The sequence below is a fragment of the Pseudomonas sp. NKUCC02_KPG genome (genome assembly GCF_019345465.1).
Lineage (GTDB): Bacteria > Pseudomonadota > Gammaproteobacteria > Pseudomonadales > Pseudomonadaceae > Aquipseudomonas.
On the sequence record NZ_JAHKRC010000025.1, the window covers coordinates 1 to 18,012 of the forward strand.

General features: G+C 56.9%; 18 protein-coding genes, 1 rRNA gene and 1 pseudogene. 12 read left to right on the forward strand and 8 right to left on the reverse strand.

Annotation, left to right across the window (positions count from 1 at the left end):
* Nucleotides 1–206: 206 nt before the first annotated feature.
* Nucleotides 207–322: ribosomal RNA gene (gene rrf / locus KO536_RS23580) — 5S ribosomal RNA — on the forward strand.
* Nucleotides 323–477: 155 nt separating this feature from the next.
* Here rrf and queD read toward each other — a convergent pair.
* Nucleotides 478–834 (reverse strand): 6-carboxytetrahydropterin synthase QueD, encoded by a 357-nt coding sequence (gene queD / locus KO536_RS23585; protein ID WP_019410510.1) that lies wholly within the window; start codon nt 832–834, stop codon nt 478–480.
* 205 nt (nt 835–1,039) lie between these two features.
* Here queD and KO536_RS23590 point away from each other — a divergent pair, with 205 nt between their 5' ends.
* From KO536_RS23590 to KO536_RS23600, 3 genes are read left to right on the forward strand one after another with little or no spacing between them, the layout of a single operon-like run.
* The gene (locus tag KO536_RS23590) at nt 1,040–1,354 is read left to right on the forward strand and encodes a PepSY domain-containing protein (protein WP_133078948.1); all 315 of its coding nucleotides are present in this window, start codon (nt 1,040–1,042) and stop codon (nt 1,352–1,354) included.
* A complete protein-coding gene (locus KO536_RS23595) occupies nt 1,354–2,022 on the forward strand; it encodes a response regulator transcription factor (protein WP_133078949.1) in 669 nt (222 codons plus the stop codon). Before KO536_RS23590 ends, KO536_RS23595 begins: the two co-directional genes overlap by 1 nt.
* Nucleotides 2,019–3,353: an ATP-binding protein gene (locus KO536_RS23600; RefSeq protein ID WP_219263214.1), complete on the forward strand. Its 1,335-nt coding sequence runs from the start codon at nt 2,019–2,021 to the stop codon at nt 3,351–3,353. Before KO536_RS23595 ends, KO536_RS23600 begins: the two co-directional genes overlap by 4 nt.
* 20 nt (nt 3,354–3,373) lie before the next feature.
* Here the strand turns inward: KO536_RS23600 and KO536_RS24590 are convergent, their stop codons facing one another.
* Both KO536_RS24590 and KO536_RS24595 read right to left on the reverse strand, forming a co-directional pair.
* Nucleotides 3,374–4,129 carry a methyl-accepting chemotaxis protein gene (locus KO536_RS24590; RefSeq protein WP_374105729.1) on the reverse strand — a complete coding sequence of 252 codons (756 nt, stop codon included), beginning with the start codon at nt 4,127–4,129 and terminating at the stop codon, nt 3,374–3,376.
* Between the two features lie 102 nt (nt 4,130–4,231).
* Nucleotides 4,232–5,521: pseudogene (locus tag KO536_RS24595) on the reverse strand (HAMP domain-containing protein); the annotation flags it as partial.
* A gap of 316 nt (nt 5,522–5,837) precedes the next feature.
* On the opposite strand from KO536_RS24595, the gene KO536_RS23610 reads away from it, so the two are divergent.
* Nucleotides 5,838–7,157 carry a Na+/H+ antiporter family protein gene (locus tag KO536_RS23610; RefSeq protein ID WP_133078952.1) on the forward strand — a complete coding sequence of 440 codons (1,320 nt, stop codon included), beginning with the start codon at nt 5,838–5,840 and terminating at the stop codon, nt 7,155–7,157.
* Between the two features lie 19 nt (nt 7,158–7,176).
* On the opposite strand, the gene KO536_RS23615 is transcribed toward KO536_RS23610, so the two are convergent.
* The 5 genes from KO536_RS23615 to KO536_RS23635 form a co-directional block, all read right to left on the reverse strand.
* Entirely contained in the window at nt 7,177–8,037 is an 861-nt protein-coding gene (locus KO536_RS23615) for a pirin family protein (RefSeq protein WP_133078953.1), read from the reverse strand.
* A gap of 73 nt (nt 8,038–8,110) precedes the next feature.
* The gene (locus KO536_RS23620; RefSeq protein WP_133078954.1) at nt 8,111–8,527 is read right to left on the reverse strand and encodes an OsmC family protein; all 417 of its coding nucleotides are present in this window, start codon (nt 8,525–8,527) and stop codon (nt 8,111–8,113) included.
* Nucleotides 8,528–8,661: 134 nt separating this feature from the next.
* Nucleotides 8,662–9,882, reverse strand: coding sequence for a beta-ketoacyl-ACP synthase I (fabB, locus tag KO536_RS23625; RefSeq protein ID WP_016781684.1), 1,221 nt, complete (start codon nt 9,880–9,882; stop codon nt 8,662–8,664).
* Nucleotides 9,883–9,893: 11 nt separating this feature from the next.
* The gene (fabA, locus tag KO536_RS23630) at nt 9,894–10,409 is read right to left on the reverse strand and encodes a 3-hydroxyacyl-[acyl-carrier-protein] dehydratase FabA (RefSeq protein ID WP_003210552.1); all 516 of its coding nucleotides are present in this window, start codon (nt 10,407–10,409) and stop codon (nt 9,894–9,896) included.
* A gap of 249 nt (nt 10,410–10,658) precedes the next feature.
* Complete coding sequence (locus KO536_RS23635; RefSeq protein ID WP_219263217.1) at nt 10,659–12,557, reverse strand: ATP-binding protein; 1,899 nt, start codon at nt 12,555–12,557, stop codon at nt 10,659–10,661.
* Nucleotides 12,558–12,808: 251 nt separating this feature from the next.
* Here KO536_RS23635 and KO536_RS23640 point away from each other — a divergent pair, with 251 nt between their 5' ends.
* From KO536_RS23640 to KO536_RS23670, 7 genes are all read left to right on the forward strand, one after another.
* Nucleotides 12,809–13,834 carry an NAD(P)H-dependent glycerol-3-phosphate dehydrogenase gene (locus tag KO536_RS23640; RefSeq protein WP_219263218.1) on the forward strand — a complete coding sequence of 342 codons (1,026 nt, stop codon included), beginning with the start codon at nt 12,809–12,811 and terminating at the stop codon, nt 13,832–13,834.
* Between the two features lie 18 nt (nt 13,835–13,852).
* On the forward strand, nt 13,853–14,185 hold the full coding sequence (locus KO536_RS23645; protein WP_133078957.1) for a DUF4389 domain-containing protein: 333 nt from the start codon (nt 13,853–13,855) through the stop codon (nt 14,183–14,185).
* Nucleotides 14,182–14,631: a phosphohistidine phosphatase SixA gene (sixA, locus tag KO536_RS23650; protein ID WP_133078958.1), complete on the forward strand. Its 450-nt coding sequence runs from the start codon at nt 14,182–14,184 to the stop codon at nt 14,629–14,631. Before KO536_RS23645 ends, sixA begins: the two co-directional genes overlap by 4 nt.
* A gap of 125 nt (nt 14,632–14,756) precedes the next feature.
* On the forward strand, nt 14,757–15,200 hold the full coding sequence (locus KO536_RS23655; protein ID WP_133078959.1) for a hotdog fold thioesterase: 444 nt from the start codon (nt 14,757–14,759) through the stop codon (nt 15,198–15,200).
* Nucleotides 15,201–15,312: 112 nt separating this feature from the next.
* Complete coding sequence (locus KO536_RS23660) at nt 15,313–16,113, forward strand: alpha/beta fold hydrolase (RefSeq protein ID WP_133078960.1); 801 nt, start codon at nt 15,313–15,315, stop codon at nt 16,111–16,113.
* Nucleotides 16,114–16,125: 12 nt separating this feature from the next.
* The gene (locus KO536_RS23665; RefSeq protein WP_133078961.1) at nt 16,126–16,980 is read left to right on the forward strand and encodes an alpha/beta hydrolase; all 855 of its coding nucleotides are present in this window, start codon (nt 16,126–16,128) and stop codon (nt 16,978–16,980) included.
* A 145-nt stretch (nt 16,981–17,125) separates the two neighbouring features.
* On the forward strand, nt 17,126–17,944 hold the full coding sequence (locus KO536_RS23670) for a DUF4892 domain-containing protein (protein WP_133078962.1): 819 nt from the start codon (nt 17,126–17,128) through the stop codon (nt 17,942–17,944).
* Nucleotides 17,945–18,012 lie beyond the last annotated feature (68 nt).

The window sequence follows — 18,012 nt, forward strand, 5'->3', positions numbered from 1 at the left end:
AAGCGCTGTGAGGCGTTGAGCTAACCAATACTAATTGCCCGTGAGGCTTGACCATATAACACCCAAGCAATTTGCGTCGAAGAGACCAGATTGCGGTGTGTGAAGACGATACAAACCGAAAGTTTGCGACTCACAAAACACCAGACTATTACATACCCATTCGCTGGAGCGTAAACCGAAAGGTGAACGACCTGGCTACCGAATTTCTTGACGACCATAGAGCATTGGAACCACCTGATCCCATCCCGAACTCAGAAGTGAAACGATGCATCGCCGATGGTAGTGTGGGGTTTCCCCATGTGAGAGTAGGTCATCGTCAAGATTAAATTCCAAACCCCCTGTCTGCTAACGCAGACAGGGGGTTTGTTTTTGGGCCGAGAAAAGTGGTGGTAAGTTTTAAACAGTGATCGGCACGCTTTTACCTTCTGTAAAAGCAAAAAAACCACCTTGAGAGGTGGTTTTTTTGGAGCGATTTATTCAATCACCGTAGTAGATGCAACCACTGGTGCAGGTTTCATGAATTCGTATCGCAGATAATTCTGGTAGCAAAGGCTTGAGCTGTTGCCAGATCCACTTTGCCAGCACTTCGCTCGTTGGATTTTCCAGACCCGGAATATCGTTCAGGTAGTTGTGATCAAGCAGCTCATAAAGTGGTTTGAAAATCGCTTTGATCTCTGAGAAATCGCGAATCCAGCCGGTGGCCGGATCGATATCACCGCTTAAATGGATTGCCACCTTGAATGAGTGACCATGCAAGCGGCCGCATTTGTGGCCTTCAGGCACGTAAGGCAAGCGATGCGCAGATTCGAAGGTAAACTCTTTGAAAATTTCCACAATATTTATAGCTCTTGAAAGGTGACTATCGCCTGAGCGATGAATACAGGGCGGCAGTTTAGCAGTTAACGCCCAGCGCAGGTGCATACCTCCCGCAATCCGGGGGGTGGGGCAGTTGATTCAGCTTCAATTAAGCCAATACATTTATGCTCCATGTTTTTGATATCGCACAAATGACATTGAACGGAGGCCGCAGAGGCGAGTGATGACAGTGAACCTACGAGTTGGCGGATTTATCGTGTTGGTGTTCTCTGCGTTCTGTTCTTTGGCCATTGCGCGGGACCTGGGGCAGGACGAGGCGCTGCGTTTACGTGAGCAAGGCCTGATCCAGCCGCTAGAGCTACTGCTTCAAAAAGCCCTTGAGCGCCACCCGGGTGCAAAATTGCTGGAGGTAGAGCTGGAGGAGGATGACGACGTTTATGTTTACGAGGTCGAGTTGCTTACGACCAGTGGCGTTGTGCGCGAGATCAAACTGAACGCCAGTAATGGTCAATTGCTCAAAGACGAGGTAGATGATTAATGCGGTTGCTGCTGGTAGAAGATCACGTTCCATTGGCTGACGAACTGATGGCCGGGTTAACTCGCCTTGGCTATGCAGTTGATTGGCTGGCCGATGGGCGTGATGCTCTTTATCAAGGGCAGAGTGAACCCTATGACCTGATTATTCTTGATCTGGGTTTACCGGGGATGTCCGGCATTGATGTGCTCAAGCAGTGGCGCACACAAGGGCTGGCCACGCCTGTTCTGATTTTGACGGCACGCAGCTCCTGGTCCGAGCGCATTGATGGCCTTAAAGCCGGTGCCGATGATTATGTAACCAAACCTTTTCATCCTGAAGAGCTGCAACTGCGGGTGCAGGCACTCTTGCGCCGCTCTCACGGTCAACCGAATCAGCCGTTATTGAAGTCCGCAGGGCTGCAGTTGGATGAGGCGCGTCAATGCGTACTCAAAGATGGGGCCGAGGTGCAATTGACCGCTGCCGAGTTCCGTCTTCTGCGGTATTTCATGTTGCATCCGCAACAGATCCTCTCTAAAAGCCACTTGGCCGAGCATCTCTACGACGGTGAGACTGAACGTGATTCCAATGTTTTAGAGGTCCACGTGAACCATTTACGTCGCAAGCTCGGGCGTGAAGTGGTCGAAACCCGTCGTGGTCAGGGCTACATTTTCGGCGCTGTCGGCCAGTGAAGTCCATTCAGAGGCGTTTGAGTCTGGGTTTGGTCAGCGTTCTGCTGGTTGCAGGTCTGGTCGTAGGCCAAGTCAGTCTCTGGCTATTTGAAAGTGGCCTCCAGCGTTATCTGGAGTCAGGCCTGAAGAACGACAGTGAGAACCTGCTGATAGCTTTGAGCCGTGGCCCCCAAGGCTTGCAGTTGGATGAACGACGGTTGTCATCTGCTTATCAGCGGCCATTTTCTGGACACTATTTCAGTCTCGAGTTCGGTGATACTCACTGGCGCTCGCGTTCGCTTTGGGACGCTCAACTACCGCGTCCCAGTGAGCCTGGGCTGAGCAGCGAGTTACAGCCCGGCCCAGAGGGGCAGATGCTGCTGGTCATGCGCAGTGATTACCAGCGCCTTGGCCAGGCGGTCTCCATCAGCGTTGCCCAGGACTACACACCCATACGTGAAAGTTTCAGGCAGGTTCAGCGGATCGGTCTGGGGGTGGGCGTCATGGCCCTGATTGTTATTTTGCTGTTGCAGCGTATTACCGTTCGCCGCGCTCTACGGCCATTGGAAACTGCACGTAAACAAATCGCTCAGTTGCAGTCAGGTCAGCGCTCGCAGCTTGATTCGCTGGTCCCCCTTGAGCTTGAACCCCTGGTCACGCAAATAAACCACTTGCTGGCCCATACCGAAGACAACCTCAAGCGCTCGCGCAATGCGTTGGGTAACCTGGGCCATGCACTTAAAACCCCATTGGCGGTATTGATCAGCCTGGCCAACGATCCGCGGCTTGCAGCTTATCCGCAGATACAAACTACATTGCGAGAGCAGTTGGACCAGATACAGCAGCGCATGAGCCGCGAGCTCAACCGTGCGCGTCTTGCGGGCGATGCCTTGCCGGGTGCGCAATTTGATGCTGATACGGAGTTGCCAGGGCTCCTGTCGACCCTTGGCATGATTCACGGCGAGCATCTGCAATTGACGCACAAGGTTGCGCCGGGGCTGCATTTGCCTTGGGATCGGGAAGACATGCTCGAATTGCTCGGTAATCTATTGGATAACGCCTGCAAATGGGCGGACGCCCAAGTCGAACTGAGTATTGGCCAGACCGTGGACGGGTTTGTGATTGAAGTCCAGGATGATGGGCCGGGCATTCCTGAGGCCGAACGTGATCAGGTGTTCAGTCGCGGTACGCGGCTTGACGAGCAAGCCAGTGGTCACGGTCTGGGCCTTGGAATCGTTCGGGACATCGTTGAAGCGTGGGGGGGAGTTATGCAGCTTGAGACAGCTGAGATGGGCGGCCTGATGGTTAGAATCAAGCTCCCAGGACGAACGAAAAAGGCGACGACGGCTTAAAACCGTCATCGCACGACGGATCAGACGCGAAATTGATCCATCAATTTTTGCTGCTGGTTGGCCAGTGAGTTCAGCGCCTGACTGACCCGGGCCGACTCATTGGCCTGTTCAGACAAAGACTCCGTTACATCCCGAATAGTGGAAACGTTATTGTTGATTTCCTCTGCAACGGCACTCTGTTCTTCAGCCGCGCTGGCAATCTGCAAGTTCATGTCGGTAATCACGGTGACGGCATCACCGATTTGCTGCAAGGCCGTCACCGCCTGTCCTACCTGCTCCACACTGCCCTGAGCCTGGCGATGGCTGTTATTCATGGAACTCACTACTTCCTGAGTCCCGGCTTGCAGTTGTTCGATGACCTGCCGGGTTTCCTCAACGGATTCCTGAGTCCGGCGTGCCAGGTTGCGGACCTCGTCGGCCACCACGGCAAATCCGCGCCCGGCTTCGCCTGCCCGCGCCGCTTCAATGGCAGCATTCAAGGCGAGGAGGTTGGTCTGTTCGGCAATGGCGCGAATGACCTCCAGTACTGAACCGATTTTTTCACTATTGGCAGCCAGCCCTTCAACTTGCGTCATGGCCACGCTCATATCTGCAGCCAGATGGTCGATGCTGGTCGTGGTGCGGTCAATGATCGTCAGCCCTTGTCTGGTCGCCTGATCGGCATCACGAGCGGCCTGAGCCGCCTGTGCCGCGCTGCGTGCGACATCCTGCGCCGTTGCGCTCATTTCATGGGAGGCCGTGGCCGCCTGGTCGACCTGGCGGTACTGCTGCTCCATACCAGCGCTGGTCTGGGTGGCAATGGCCGCCGACTGATCGGCGGTGCTGCGCGCGTCCTGTACCGAGCGTTTAACTTCGGCAATGGTCGGTTGCAGTTTGTCGAGGAAGCGGTTGAACCAGCTGGCGAGCTGTCCAAGTTCGTCTTTTTTGTCGTATGCCAAGCGACGGGTCAGGTCGCCTTCTCCGCTCGCAATGTCTTCAAGCATGTTGGCCACGCCAAGGATCGGACGTGTGACGCTACGGGCCAGCAACCACACCAGCAGAAGCCCGATGATGGCGGCCAGAGACCCCCACGCCAGCTCGGTCAAGGCTCCGGCCCTGTTGCGCTCGTCCAGTTCTGCTTGCAGGGCCTGTGCCGGTCCGACCAGGACAGCTTCAGGCACGTCGAGCAATACGCCCCAGGATTTGCTGCCCGGGATCGGCAGGAAGGGAGTCAGGACTTTCAGGCGTTGCTCGCTGCGAATGCTTTGTACCTGATCACCTTTGGCCATCATGCGGATCAATTCAGCGCCATCACTGGTGTCTACCTGATCGAGACGCTGGGCAAGTTTGCTGGCATCAGCACTGAAGCCGGCGAGTATCCCGGCCGAGCTGATAATGCCAACGCGGGTTTCGCCGTCGTACAGTTTTTGGCTGGCTTGCAGGCTAATGGCTTGCAAACTGTTGAGATTGATATCAACCGACAGTGAAGCAATGACTTTTCCGTCAACAATCAGGGGGAAAACGATGCTGGTCAGTAATACGTTTTGCCCGTCGATCTCATAGAAATAGGGCTCGATGATGCACGGTTTGCGCGTAGTGCGCGGGCAGGTGAACCATGTGTTGTTGGCCTGGCCGCTGGGCCCGGTGCTGGTATCGACCATGTCTGATTCGGGCAGCGCCATCGAGCTCAGCTTGCCCGGTGTCGGTTGCGACCAGTAAAGGGCAAAGCGTCCTTTGTCATTGCTGCCCAGTTCTTTTTGATGGTCGAACAGTGAGTCCTTGCCATCCAGCGCGTTGGCTTCAAATACCAGCGACAGCCCCAGCAAGTCCGGATTGGCCTGCAAGGCCGCTTTAACCTGGCGCGTCAGGTCTTCACGCAAGTCAAAGGCATCCAGAAAGCGCTTTTCAGATTGCTCACGCAAGAAAAGGACTTGTCGGGCGAATCCATTACCGTACTGGTAGGCATCCATAAACTGGCGACTGATTGCCAGTGCCTGGGCTTCACCTTGAGCCTCGATACGGGCTTGCGCAGACTCGTTCAGCATTCGTGAACTTGAGGCCTCTACCAGATCGGCAGTGTGATCCATGCGATAAAGAGAAAGTCCCACCAGCAGGGTGACTACGCCGATCAGGCTGAGTCCGGCGAGGAGGGTGATTTTCCATTGGATGGAAAGCTGTCTGAGCGACATGGATGCATCCTAAAAAGAGGCTTTCACTGTTAGCGGCCGCAGGATGTTTTTCTTTACGCCAAAACCCGACTTATTAGCGTTTTACCCGGTCTTGAAAACACCGATTTAGCCCTTTAAATACTAGGGTTAAGGCCTGTCAGGGTGGATTGTCCGGATGCCTTTGGCCTGCGCTTTGACAAGGCGCTGGAGGTGCTGCAAAGTGTGCGCCCCCAAAAAGGTCCACCCTTCCAGATCCGGCGATTGGAACAGTCGTCTTTTGCCCGAAATTTTCCGCTTTACGGTGTTTTATCGTGGTGCGCGCTATGAGGTTGTAATAATGAATGCAGTAATTGCCGCGGTCGGCATCATGCTGGTGCTCAGTTTGTCCCGTGTGCACGTGGTCATCGCACTGATTGTGGGTGCCGTTGTTGGCGGTCTCGTAGGTGGGCTGGGTATCGAGGCAACACTCAATGCTTTCAATGGCGGGTTGGGCGGTGGTGCTCAGGTGGCTTTGTCCTATGCCATGCTGGGTGCTTTTGCAGTGGCGATAGCCAAGTCGGGCATGGCCCATGCCCTGGCAGACAAAGCGCTGATGATGGTCAACAGGCAGCATGCGGCCGGTGGCAATCGCGTCAAATGGCTGTTGATTGGCTTGCTGCTGGTCGTGGCTGTTTCTTCCCAGAATATTCTGCCGATCCATATCGCGTTCATTCCTTTGCTGGTTCCGCCCCTGTTGTATGTACTGACCAAGCTGAACATTGACCGCCGATTGATTGCCTGTGTCATGACCTTTGGCTTGATCACGCCGTACATGTTCTTGCCGGTGGGTTTTGGCAATATCTTTCTCAATCAGATTTTGCTCGCCAACGTCAGCAAAAGTGGCGTTGATATCAGCGGGGTCAATGTCACCCATGCGATGGCAATCCCGGCTTTAGGGATGTTGTTTGGGTTGTTGGTGGCGGTTTTCATCAGTTACCGCAAAAAACGCGAATATGACCTGGCCAAAATCGAACAGGTTGAACAGGTTGCCGTCAGCTATAACCCGCGCACCTTGCTGGTGGCAGGTGCGGCCATTGCGGCGGCGTTTATCATTCAGCTGTGGCTGGGCTCCATGATTATTGGCGCGCTGGCAGGTTTTCTGATTTTTTCGGCTTCGGGGATCGTGCGTTGGCGCGAGACGGATGATTTGTTTACCGAAGGCATGAAGATGATGGCCATGATTGGCTTCATCATGATCGCAGCCTCCGGTTTTGCCGAAGTCCTGAAAGCCACCGGCGAGGTCAAATCACTGGTTGAAGCTTCTGCCGGCTGGATCAATAACAGCAAGGGCGTGGGCGCTCTGCTGATGTTGCTGGTTGGATTGCTGGTCACCATGGGTATCGGTTCGTCATTTTCCACTGTGCCGATCCTGGCGGCTATTTTTGTGCCGCTGTGCGTTCAGCTGGGTTTCAGTCCAATGGCCATTGTTTGCATCGTCGGCACAGCGGGCGCCTTGGGCGATGCAGGTTCTCCGGCATCGGACTCCACCCTTGGGCCCACTTCCGGCCTGAATATTGACGGCCAGCATCACCATATCTGGGACACCGTAGTGCCTACTTTCCTGCATTACAATTTGCCGCTGCTGGCCTTTGGCTGGGTGGCGGCAATGGTTTTGTAAGGCCTCTGCGGGCCGGGCTTCAAGGCAGTTCGATGCGACCGGTTTCACCGGGTACTGTCGGCCAATGCCCTGTGGCCCACCGGGTTCTAGCCTGTTCGATCAGGGCTGGATCGCTGGCGACGAAGTTCCAGTTCATGCGGCGCGGACCATCGAGGGCCGCTCCGCCGATCAACACCATATGACTGTCACTCATCGCGCACAGGGTCATGGCTTCTCCGGCAGGCAGTAGCACCAGGCAGCGTGGTTCGATGGTCTGGCCCTCCAGCTGCACTTCACCTTCCAGCACATAAAGCGCACGCTCCGGGTGTTCCGCCGGAACAAGCAGCGTTGTGGCCGTTTGCATCTGCACTTCGGCGTACAGGGTCGGTGAGAGCACCGGCACCGGCGAGCTCAAGCAAAACCCGGTGCCTGCAATCAGGCGAATCATTACTCCCAGGGTCTCACTGACGGGCAAGCTATTGGCATCATGATGGCTGTAGTGGCTTGCGCCTTGTTCGTGTTCCCTGGGAGAAGCCAGCCACACTTGCAGCCCATGCAGGCTTGAGCCTTGCGCCAGTATTGAGGCGGGTGTTCGTTCAACGTGAGCAATGGCCGCGCCCGCGGTCATCCAGCTGACTTCGCCGGGGCCAACCTGCTGGTCGGAGCCCAGGCTGTCCTTATGCTGCAGTTGGCCTTCAAACAGATAGGTCAAAGTGGACAGGCCGATGTGCGGATGCTGTCGGATATTCATCCCGTGGCCGGGTGGATAGTGGGTAGGCAGCATGTGGTCGAAGAATACAAAAGGCCCGACGCTGCGGCACTTGGCCGAGGGCAGAGGGCGCAAGATCGGTTGGCCTTCGACATCTTCGGCCCGTGGCCGAATTATGGTCAATGTGTGCATTTGAAGGTGCCAGCGGGGGAGAAGCGTTGAGCATAACCCAACGCTTCCCGGGCCTGCAGGTAGAACCTGTGCGTTACTGGCTGAAAGCACCTTCAGATAGATGGGTCTCGATGGTGATCTCGGCGGTAGTCATCAATTTATGCACCGGGCACTTGTCGGCCACGTTGTGCAACTCATCGCGCTGGGCATCGGTCAGCACGCCTTTTAGCGTCAGTTTGACGTGCAGGGCGTATTTCCCTTTCTGTTCTTCGCTGGCGTCGTGTTTGACTTCGACCGTGACCCCGGTCAGCGGGATCTCCTTTTTTTGCGCATAGAGCTTGAGTGTCAGCGCCTTGCACGCACCGAGGGCGGCATCGAAGTAATCATGGGGAGAGGGAGCAGAACCGTCGCCGCCCAGGGACGTGGGCAAATCGGTGAAGACTTCGTGATCGTCGATTTTGATGCTGTGACGAAAACCCTCGTGGGATACGGTATTAACGGTAACAGTCATGGCAAACCTCGTAGTGGCAGAGATAACGGTCCTGATCTTTATAGAGCATCCCGGGAGCCATGCGTTCCATCATGCAAAAAAATGCCCCGGACTGGAAAACCAGCCGGGGCATTTTTATTTCGCGAGGGGAGGGCTTATTTGCCAGCCCAGCGCTTCAGTACCAGAGTGGCGTTTGTGCCACCGAAGCCGAAGCTGTTGCTCATCACATTGTTCAACGTGACGTTCTCGCGGGTCTTGGTCAGGATCGGCATGTCAGCGACAGTCGGGTCCAGTTCCTCGATGTTTGCAGAGCCGGCGATGAAGTTGCCTTCCATCATCAGCAAGCAGTAGATCGCTTCGTGAACGCCTGCGGCGCCCAGTGAGTGACCCGACAGGCTTTTGGTCGAGCTGATGGCCGGAGCCTTGTCGCCGAATACCGCGCGAACACCTTCCATTTCCTTGACGTCGCCTACCGGAGTAGAGGTGCCGTGGGTGTTGAGGTAGTCGATCGGGCCGTCAACGGTAGACATGGCCATCTGCATGCAGCGGATGGCGCCTTCGCCGCTTGGGGCAACCATGTCGTAGCCGTCGGATGTCGCGCCGTAGCCGACGATTTCGGCGTAGATCTTGGCACCACGCGCCAGGGCGTGTTCCAGTTCTTCAACAACAACCATGCCACCACCACCGGCGATGACGAAGCCATCACGGTTTTTGTCGTAGGCACGGGACGCTTTTTCAGGCGTGTCGTTGTATTGAGTGGACAGCGCGCCCATGGCGTCGAACAGGAACGATTGGCTCCAGTGTTCTTCTTCGCCACCGCCCGCGAAAACGATGTCCTGCTTGCCCAGCTGGATCTGCTCAACCGCAGTACCGATGCAATGAGCACTGGTGGCGCAGGCAGAGGAGATCGAGTAGTTCACGCCCTTAATCTTGAAGGGGGTGGCCAGGCAGGCAGAAACGGTGCTGCCCATGGTCCGCGTAACGCGGTACGGGCCAACGCGCTTGACGCCTTTTTCGCGCAGGATGTCCAGCGCCTCCATCTGGTTCAGGGTCGACGCGCCACCCGAGCCGGCGATAAGGCCGGTACGCGGGTTGGAGACTTGCTCCTCGGTCAGGCCCGAATCAGTGATGGCGTCTTTCATGGCCAGGTAGGCGTAAGCCGCTGCGTGGCCGACGAAGCGATAGATCTTGCGATCGATCAGCTCTTCGAGAGGCAGGTCAATGGAGCCGGAAACCTGGCTACGCAGACCCATTTCGGCATATTCCGGGTTGAATCGGATGCCAGGGCGACTTGCACGCAGGTTAGCGGAGACGGTCTCTTTGTCATTGCCCAGGCACGAAACGATGCCCAGACCAGTGATAACGACGCGGCGCATGCGGATAACCCTTAAAAGTTGTCAGTGGAAGTAAATACGCCGACCCGAAGGCCTTCGGCAGTATAAATCTCGCGACCGTCGACAGTGACCGAACCATCGGCAATGGCCAGGTTCAGCTTGCCCTTGAGGACGCGCTTGATTTGAATGTTATAGGTGACTTTCTTGGCGGTCGGCAAGACCTGGCCGAAGAACTTCACTTCGCCCGAACCCAGGGCACGCCCGCGGCCCGGCAGACCTTGCCAGCCCAGATAGAAGCCGACCAACTGCCACATGGCGTCGAGGCCCAGGCAACCTGGCATCACCGGATCGCCTTCGAAATGGCAGGCGAAAAACCACAGGTCCGGGGTGATATCCAGCTCGGCGACCAATTCACCTTTGCCGTACTTGCCACCCTCTTCGCTGATATGGGTGATGCGATCCACCATCAGCATGTTAGGGGCGGGCAGTTGCGCGTTACCTGGGCCGAATAGCTCGCCGCGGCTACAGCGCAGCAAATCTTCCCGAGTAAAGGCGTTTTGTTTGGTCATGCGAGCTCCTCAATAATCCCATGCGGCAGGGTGGGGCAAATCTTCCCGACCAACTGAAACATACGAGTTCCAGTTCGCCAGCCTACACATAGACTATTGCGTTGTAGTGAAAGTCACAGCGCAAAGGGCAAGAATGTACACTTGTGCACTGAAAATTTAAATCGGGCCGGTTCAGTGGCCCATTCGGGTGCCTAAGACTGCCGCAATTTTGTGTTTAACGCCAGTCGCAGGTGGCCTTTTAGCCATAAGTTACTGGACCCAGCGCAGCAGAATTTGCTCCAGATCAGCTCGTTTGAACGGCTTGGCAAGGTAATCGTTCATTCCGGCCTGCAGGCAGGTTTCCCGATCACCCTGCAAGGCATTGGCGGTCAGGGCAATGATGGGCAGGGTCATGCACCCGGGCAGTTGGCGGATTTGCCGGGTAGCTTCGTAGCCATTGATGATCGGCAGGCGACAGTCCATCAGGATCGCGGCAAAGCGCTCGGTGTTGGCGAAATGAATGGCCTGCGCGCCATCACTGACCATGCTCACTTCGTATCCCAGGCTGCTCAGCATGGCTTCAATGACGGTCTGATTGACCTGGTTATCTTCCACCAGCAAGATTTTACGCCCGGGCGCACACGTCGCTTCCGGCTCAAGTTCAGGCCTTTGGCTGTGCTCTACGGGCTGGTGCAGCTCCAGCGGGATTTCCAGGGTGAACACTGAGCCGCGGGTCTCTTCACTGGTGGCGTGCAGCGTGCCACCCATGCGTTCAGCCAACGTGCGGGCGATGGGCAGGCCCAGCCCTGTGCCACCATAGCGCCGCGAAATCGAGCTGTCGGCCTGCTGGAAAGCGGTGAACATGGAGTCCAGTTTTTCGCTGTTGATGCCAATACCGCTGTCGCGTACGACACAGGTAAACCAGATCAATTCGTGATCCAGACGCTGCCAAAGCGGTTCGATACTGATCTGCCCGTGTTCGGTAAATTTCAGCGCATTGCCGATGAGGTTGACCAGGATTTGCCTGATCCGCGTCGGATCCCCCAGTACGTGCAAATCCTGCAAGCCTTCTGAGAGGGTCAGCTGCAAGTGCAGGCCGCGCTGTGCGGCGCTGTGCTGGAAAGCCTGAGCGCAATTGCTGACCAGTTCTGCGAGGTTGAAGGGGATGCGCTCCAGTTCAAGCGCTGACCGTTCGATTCGTGAGAAGTCGAGGATGTCGTTAATGACCTTGAGCAAGTGCTCGGTGGACTCAGACGCCAGGGCGGCATATTCAGCCTGTTCCTCTGTCATCTGCGTGGTTTCCAGCAGTTGCAGCATTCCCAGTACGCCATTCATCGGCGTGCGAAGCTCGTGGCTCATCATGGCCAAAAAGTCGGTTTTGGCCCGGTTGGCCCGTTCGGCTTCTTCGCGGGTCTGAATCAGCTGAGCAATGGCGGCATGTTGCTCTCGGCTGGCTTGCTCAAGCCCATCGGCCAGATTGTTGATGTGCTGGGCCAGACTGCCCAGTTCGCCATCGTCGACGACTGGCAAGGGCGTGGAGTAGTCGCCCTGCTGGATGGCCTTGACCGCTTTGCTCATGTCACTGATGGGCTTGGACAGGTTGGACGCCAGGCGCCTGGCCAACAGGTAGGTGAAGCCCAGGGCAAACAAGGCAAGGATCACGGCCTTGAGCAGGATTTCTTGTTGACGGGTGCTGAACGCCTCCCCGGACATGCCAACCAGCACCCGGCCCAGATAGTCTTCTACCGGTGCTGGTGTCTGGTTATGACTGAGCAAAAAATATTCGCCCGAAGGGCTCTTCTGCAATCGCACTGACGCCTGGAACACTTCTACCTGCGAGCCTTGATCAGCGCCGGGCGGGGAGTGCTCTGCCTGTGCCAGCACCTCGTTTGTACGGTTCTGTACCTGCACAAACTGTACGTGGGGGATGTTCAACGAAGCGTTGATCAGGGTTTCCAGAACGTGGGTGTTCCCCGTCATGAGCCCGTACTCGGTGGCAGGCGCCAATTGGTTGGCGATCAACTGGCCTGTGTGCTTGAGCTCCTGGCGCAAATCCTGGATTCGTACGAACGTAAAAAAACTGATCAACAACAAGGTCAATAACAACGCCGGGCCCAGGCTCATCATCTGCGTGCGGGTGTGAATATCCCACCGACTGCGAGCCATCATGGCAGGGTGTCTCCGACAGTCACCTTGCAGCCAGCAAATACCTCTCCCATATACGTTGTCGTCCTTGACCTGCAGTCGTTCATGTTGAAGTGCAGCAAAGCTGCCTCTTGAAGGTGAGTACCTGAGCGGCATGTTAACCGAGGTCTTGCACTTTTTCAGTCAAAGCCATCTATATGCTATGGGGCTGGTCGCGGGGCATGTGCTCCGTATAATGCCGCCATTGCCACGCTAGATGGAAAACGGGATTGCATATGACTGAACAGCACGCTATTGCGGTCTTGGGAGGCGGAAGCTTTGGCACCGCCGTGGGCAACTTGCTGGCAGAAAACGGTCATCGTGTGTATCAGTGGATGCGCGATCCGGAGCAGGCCGAGGCCATTCGCCTGAATCGCGAAAACCCGCGTTACCTCAAGGGCATCAAGATCCATCCCTGGGTGGAGCCGGTTACTGATCTCAAGGCGACGCTCGATGCCTGCGAGCTGTGTTTTGTGGCCTTGCCGTCCAGCGCCTTGCGCAGTGTGCTGGCCGAACACGCAGAGCGTTTGAGCGGAAAAATGCTGGTCAGCCTGACCAAGGGCATTGAAGCGCACAGTTTCAAACTGATGAGCGAGATCCTTGAAGAAATCGCCCCGCAGGCACGTATCGGCGTTCTGTCCGGGCCCAACCTTGCCCGTGAAGTTGCCGAGCATGCGTTGACTGCCACCGTGGTCGCCAGTGCCGATGAAGACCTGTGCAACCGCGTGCAGGCGGCATTGCATGGCCGAACATTTCGCGTCTATGCCAGTGCCGACCGTTTTGGGGTGGAGTTGGGCGGGGCGTTGAAAAACGTTTACGCAATCATCGCCGGCATGGCCGTGGCGCTGGGTATGGGGGAGAACACCAAGAGCATGCTGATTACCCGTGCCTTGGCCGAGATGACCCGATTTGCCGTTAGCCAGGGTGCCAATCCCATGACTTTCCTCGGCTTGGCGGGTGTAGGCGATTTGATCGTCACCTGCTCATCCCCCAAGAGCCGCAATTATCAGGTCGGGTTTGCCCTGGGTCAGGGCCTCAGCCTGGAAGATGCCGTCACTCGACTGGGCGAAGTGGCCGAAGGGGTGAATACCCTCAAGGTGCTCAAGGTCAAGGCACAGGAACTGAACGTCTACATGCCCTTGGTTGCTGGCCTGCACGCGATTCTGTTCGAGGGTTACACCCTGGATCAGGTCATCGGGCAGTTGATGCGCGGCGAACCCAAGACGGATGTCGATTTTATCTCCACCAGCGGTTTCAACTAAGCACCAAGGGAGCAGCACATGAACGACACTAAAAACGCACCCAAATACGAGTCACTCGTTTTGCGCGTGCTCTGGATGCTGGTTTTTTTGCTGGTCTGGCAAGTCGCGCAACTGGTGCTTGGCGGGCTGGTGCTGGTGCAGCTGATTTACCGTCTGATCTACGGCGCACCCAACGGCGGCTTGATGAATTTTGGCGACAGCCTGAGCCTTTATCTGGCACAGATTGGTCGGTTTGGCAGCTTTCACACCGAGCAAAAACCTTGGCCATTTGCCGATTGGCCAGCCCCACGTGCCCCGGAAGGTGAAGCACCTTACGCGCAGGCCGCCAAGGGCGAAGAGACCAAGCCATGAAGATCTGGATCTTGCGTCACGGCGAAGCCGAGCCTCACGCCCGGCGCGATGCCGAACGCGAACTCACGGCCCATGGTCGTGAACAGGTGCTGCACAGTGCAGCCTTGCTGATTGGCCAGCCACTGGACAGCATCCTGGTCAGCCCTTATGTGCGGGCGCAGCAAACCGCTGAGTTGGTGCGCAAGGCCCTTGGTTTTACCTGCGACCTCATCACCGTGCCGTGGCTGACACCCGAAAGTGAGCCCAAGTTTGCGGTCAGCAAGCTGCCGGACAGTGGCAATGTACTGCTGGTCAGTCATCAGCCATTTGTGGGCGACTTGATCAGCCTGTTGCTGCATGGTCATTTGCGTCAGCCCCAGCCGATGCAGACGGCCAGCCTGGTGGAACTTGAGGGTGAATGGCCGCTGGCTGGCAGCATGACCTTGATCGGTGTTCATCACCCCTGATCATTGCAGCGGTTGCACATTTTGGTCGTAGTGAAAGATAGTTGGGGCGGATGAATGGCATTTTGGTGGCTGTGTTGAGCGTCAATCACGCCGCCGCCCCTACTCACTGACCAAGGAATGACTGCATGATTTCGTGGACGACTCCGCCTGACCTGGCGCGCCTTAATGAATTGCGCAAAAACACCATTTGCGACGTGCTGGACATCACCTTCGATGCCTTCGATGACGACTCCATCACTGCAAGCATGGTGGTCGATCACCGAACTCACCAACCTTTTGGCCTGTTGCATGGCGGCGCATCGGTGGTTCTGGCGGAAACCCTGGGTTCGATGGCCAGTTATATGTGTATCGATACCCAGAAATTCTATTGCGTGGGCCTTGAGGTCAACGCCAATCACCTGCGTGGCGTGCGCAGCGGCCGGGTGAGCGCAGTCGCACGCCCGGTACACATGGGCCGCACAACCCACGTCTGGGATATCCGCCTGAGCGACGACAGCGGCAAACTCAGTTGCATTTCCCGCCTGACCATCGCCGTTGTACCCCTGGGTGAAAACCCGCCCGCGCGGTGATCAAACGGCCAGATAATGGCCGTATTGTCGTCACTCATGGCGCATACGGTCATTGATATGAAGAATTTTCCTACAGACAATAAGGCGTACTTCCTACATTTGGACGCCTTGTATGTCTCGGCAGATTTTTTTCGCCCATGCCAACGGCTTCCCTTCGGCCACGTATGGCAAGTTGTTCAGTGCCCTTGCGCCGGATTTCAGCGTGGTTCACCTGTCACAGCACGGGCATGACCCGCGTTACCCGGTGGACAACAATTGGCACAACCTCGTCGATGAACTGATTTACCACCTGCAACAACAAGCAGAACCCGTGCTGGGTGTGGGTCATTCTCTGGGCGGTATGCTGCACCTGCATGCCGCTATCCGTTGCCCGCATCTGTACAAGGGCGTGGTCATGCTGGATTCGCCCGTGCTGACGCGCACCGATCAGTGGGTGATTCGTGCGGCCAAGCGTTTTGGCCTGATCGATCGCCTGACCCCGGCCGGCCGCACTCTGGGGCGGCGCGAAGAGTTTGCCGACCGTGAGACGGCGCGAGCCTACTTTGCGGGCAAGTCACTGTTCCGCAGCTTTGACCCGGACTGCTTCGAGGCTTACCTGGAGCACGGGTTGCAACCTGTTGATGACCGCTTGCGGTTGAGCTTCGACCCGGCGACCGAAATCGATATCTATCGCAGCGTCCCTGACACCAGTCCCGGCAGGGCCTTTCAGTTGCAGGTCCCGCTGACGGTGGTGCGAGGGCGCGACAGTCGAGTGGTCATGAATCATCATGCCAAAGCCGTTTCGCGCATGCCCAATGGCGAGTCGCTAAGCGTACCGGGCGGACACATGTTTCCGCTGGAGCAACCGCAGGACACCGCCCGCCTGCTCAAACAGATTTTTGCCCGCTGGGAACTTCGTCATTCCGGCCTTTGAAGAGCACTTTGCATGAGTCCTGTGGTTGAAGAAATTCGTCTGAGCCTGCCGCATATCGAGTTGGCTGCGCACATTTTTGGCCCCGAGGATGGCGTGCCCGTGATTGCCCTGCACGGTTGGCTGGACAACGCCAATAGCTTCGCCCGACTGGCGCCAAAGCTTTCGGGCCTGCGCATCGTGGCGCTGGATCTTGCCGGGCATGGCCATTCGGATCATCGCCCGCGCGGGGCAGGGTATGGGTTGGCGGACTACGCCTTTGATGTGCTGTGTGTGGCCGAGCAATTAGGCTGGGAGCGATTTGCACTGCTGGGGCATTCGCTGGGGGCGATTGTCTCGGTGGTTTTCGCCGGATCGTTTCCGCAGCGCGTGACCCGACTGGCGCTGATTGATGGCATTGTGGCGCGCAGTGGCCCCGAAGGGGACGTGGCTGAGCGCATGGGGCAGGCGCTGCAGGCGCAACTCGGCCTGGAGCACAAGCGCAAGTCGGTGCACCCGACCCTCGATCGCGCCGTTGAAGCGCGGATGAAAGGCCTGGTCGCCGTCAGCCGGGAAGCTGCAGAGTTGCTGGCCCAGCGCGGTTTGATGCCGGTCCCCGGAGGTTATAGCTGGCGTAGCGACAGCCGCCTGACATTGCCCACACCATTGCGCATGAATGACGAACAGGCCATGTCCTTTATTCGGCGTGTGAGTTGCCCGGCGATGCTGGTGGTGGCCGAGCAGGGCATGCTGGCCAGCCATTCCGAGCTGCTGGATCGACTACCCTTCAACCTGGAACGGTTGCCGGGTGGCCATCATTTGCACCTGAATGACGAAGCGGGGGCGATCCTTGTTGCAGACTGTTTCAATCGGTTCTTCGCCGTTCCTTGACTTGCGGCTACCAACTGTCGAGGCTTGGCGGGTTGAAATGGGAGACGACCATGATAGATCTCTACACCGCTGCGACCCCGAAAGGCCATCCGGTCTCTATCGTGAGGATGCTGAGCCACACGCTAGCTCTCGGTGAAGTATGCCGATGAAAATACCCAATCGTTTTATCCTGGCCTTGAGCCTGAGTTGTCTGAGCCCGTTAGTCTGGGCCAGCGATGTGCCCGGTAGCCAGGATTTGCCTGACGTACCGCGTCTCGCGGATGCACAAATTGTCGATTATTCCGTCAAGCCTGACATCGAACGCATTTACCCGATGGGCTCGATCCGCAAGATCAGCGGTCGCCTGCGTTTTGAGGGGCAGGTCAATACCCGTGGCCTGACCACGGCCATCACCTACGAGCTGCCTGCAGAGCACTCGGCCACTGAAGCCTTTACCGCTGCCCGTGAGGCGTTGCAGGAACAGGGCGCCGAACTGTTGTTCTGGTGCCAGGCCCGTGACTGTGGCGAAAGCAGCTTGTGGGCCAATGAGGTTTTCGGTAACTCCAAACTGGTCGGTTCCGATGAGCAGCAATCCTACTTGTTGTTACGTCGCGCAGCTCCCCAGCAGAACCAGCTGGTTGCCTTGTACGGGATCAATCGCGGCAGTCGCAAAGGCTACCTGCATGTCGAGCAACTTCAGGCGAGCGCCGATCTGGGTGAACTGTTGCCTACTTCGGCTACCTTGCAGCGCCAGTTGAAAAGCACGGGTGAGCTGGACTTTCCCAAGCTTGCAGGCGAGCCGGATGCACAGTGGCTGACATTAATCTCCAGGGCATTGAACCTTGATTCAACTTCCCGAGTCAGTTTGACCGGTGCCAAGGCTTCCGCCTGGCGCGATGCGTTGATCAACAACGGTGTACGGGCTGCACGAATGGAGCTTGGCGACAGCGATGCCAAAGGGCTGCGTATCGAGTTACTGCGCTAGACCCTTGTAAACGACGGCTACACTCTGGGTAGTCGTCGTCCTTCTTTGAATTCTGAATTTTCTGTGGA

Coding starts and splice junctions, on each gene's coding strand:
- KO536_RS23645 (WP_133078957.1), top strand. CDS start 13,853: ATGAACGACACTAAAAACGCACCCAAATACGAGTCACTCGTTTTGCGC.
- KO536_RS23655 (WP_133078959.1), top strand. CDS start 14,757: ATGATTTCGTGGACGACTCCGCCTGACCTGGCGCGCCTTAATGAATTG.
- KO536_RS23590 (WP_133078948.1), top strand. CDS start 1,040: ATGACAGTGAACCTACGAGTTGGCGGATTTATCGTGTTGGTGTTCTCT.
- KO536_RS23665 (WP_133078961.1), top strand. CDS start 16,126: ATGAGTCCTGTGGTTGAAGAAATTCGTCTGAGCCTGCCGCATATCGAG.
- KO536_RS23635 (WP_219263217.1), bottom strand. CDS start 12,557: ATGATGGCTCGCAGTCGGTGGGATATTCACACCCGCACGCAGATGATG.
- KO536_RS23660 (WP_133078960.1), top strand. CDS start 15,313: ATGTCTCGGCAGATTTTTTTCGCCCATGCCAACGGCTTCCCTTCGGCC.
- KO536_RS23595 (WP_133078949.1), top strand. CDS start 1,354: ATGCGGTTGCTGCTGGTAGAAGATCACGTTCCATTGGCTGACGAACTG.
- KO536_RS24590 (WP_374105729.1), bottom strand. CDS start 4,129: ATGGAGCAGCAGTACCGCCAGGTCGACCAGGCGGCCACGGCCTCCCAT.
- KO536_RS23640 (WP_219263218.1), top strand. CDS start 12,809: ATGACTGAACAGCACGCTATTGCGGTCTTGGGAGGCGGAAGCTTTGGC.
- KO536_RS23615 (WP_133078953.1), bottom strand. CDS start 8,037: ATGCACACATTGACCATAATTCGGCCACGGGCCGAAGATGTCGAAGGC.
- KO536_RS23620 (WP_133078954.1), bottom strand. CDS start 8,527: ATGACTGTTACCGTTAATACCGTATCCCACGAGGGTTTTCGTCACAGC.
- fabA (WP_003210552.1), bottom strand. CDS start 10,409: ATGACCAAACAAAACGCCTTTACTCGGGAAGATTTGCTGCGCTGTAGC.
- fabB (WP_016781684.1), bottom strand. CDS start 9,882: ATGCGCCGCGTCGTTATCACTGGTCTGGGCATCGTTTCGTGCCTGGGC.
- sixA (WP_133078958.1), top strand. CDS start 14,182: ATGAAGATCTGGATCTTGCGTCACGGCGAAGCCGAGCCTCACGCCCGG.
- KO536_RS23610 (WP_133078952.1), top strand. CDS start 5,838: ATGAATGCAGTAATTGCCGCGGTCGGCATCATGCTGGTGCTCAGTTTG.
- KO536_RS23670 (WP_133078962.1), top strand. CDS start 17,126: ATGAAAATACCCAATCGTTTTATCCTGGCCTTGAGCCTGAGTTGTCTG.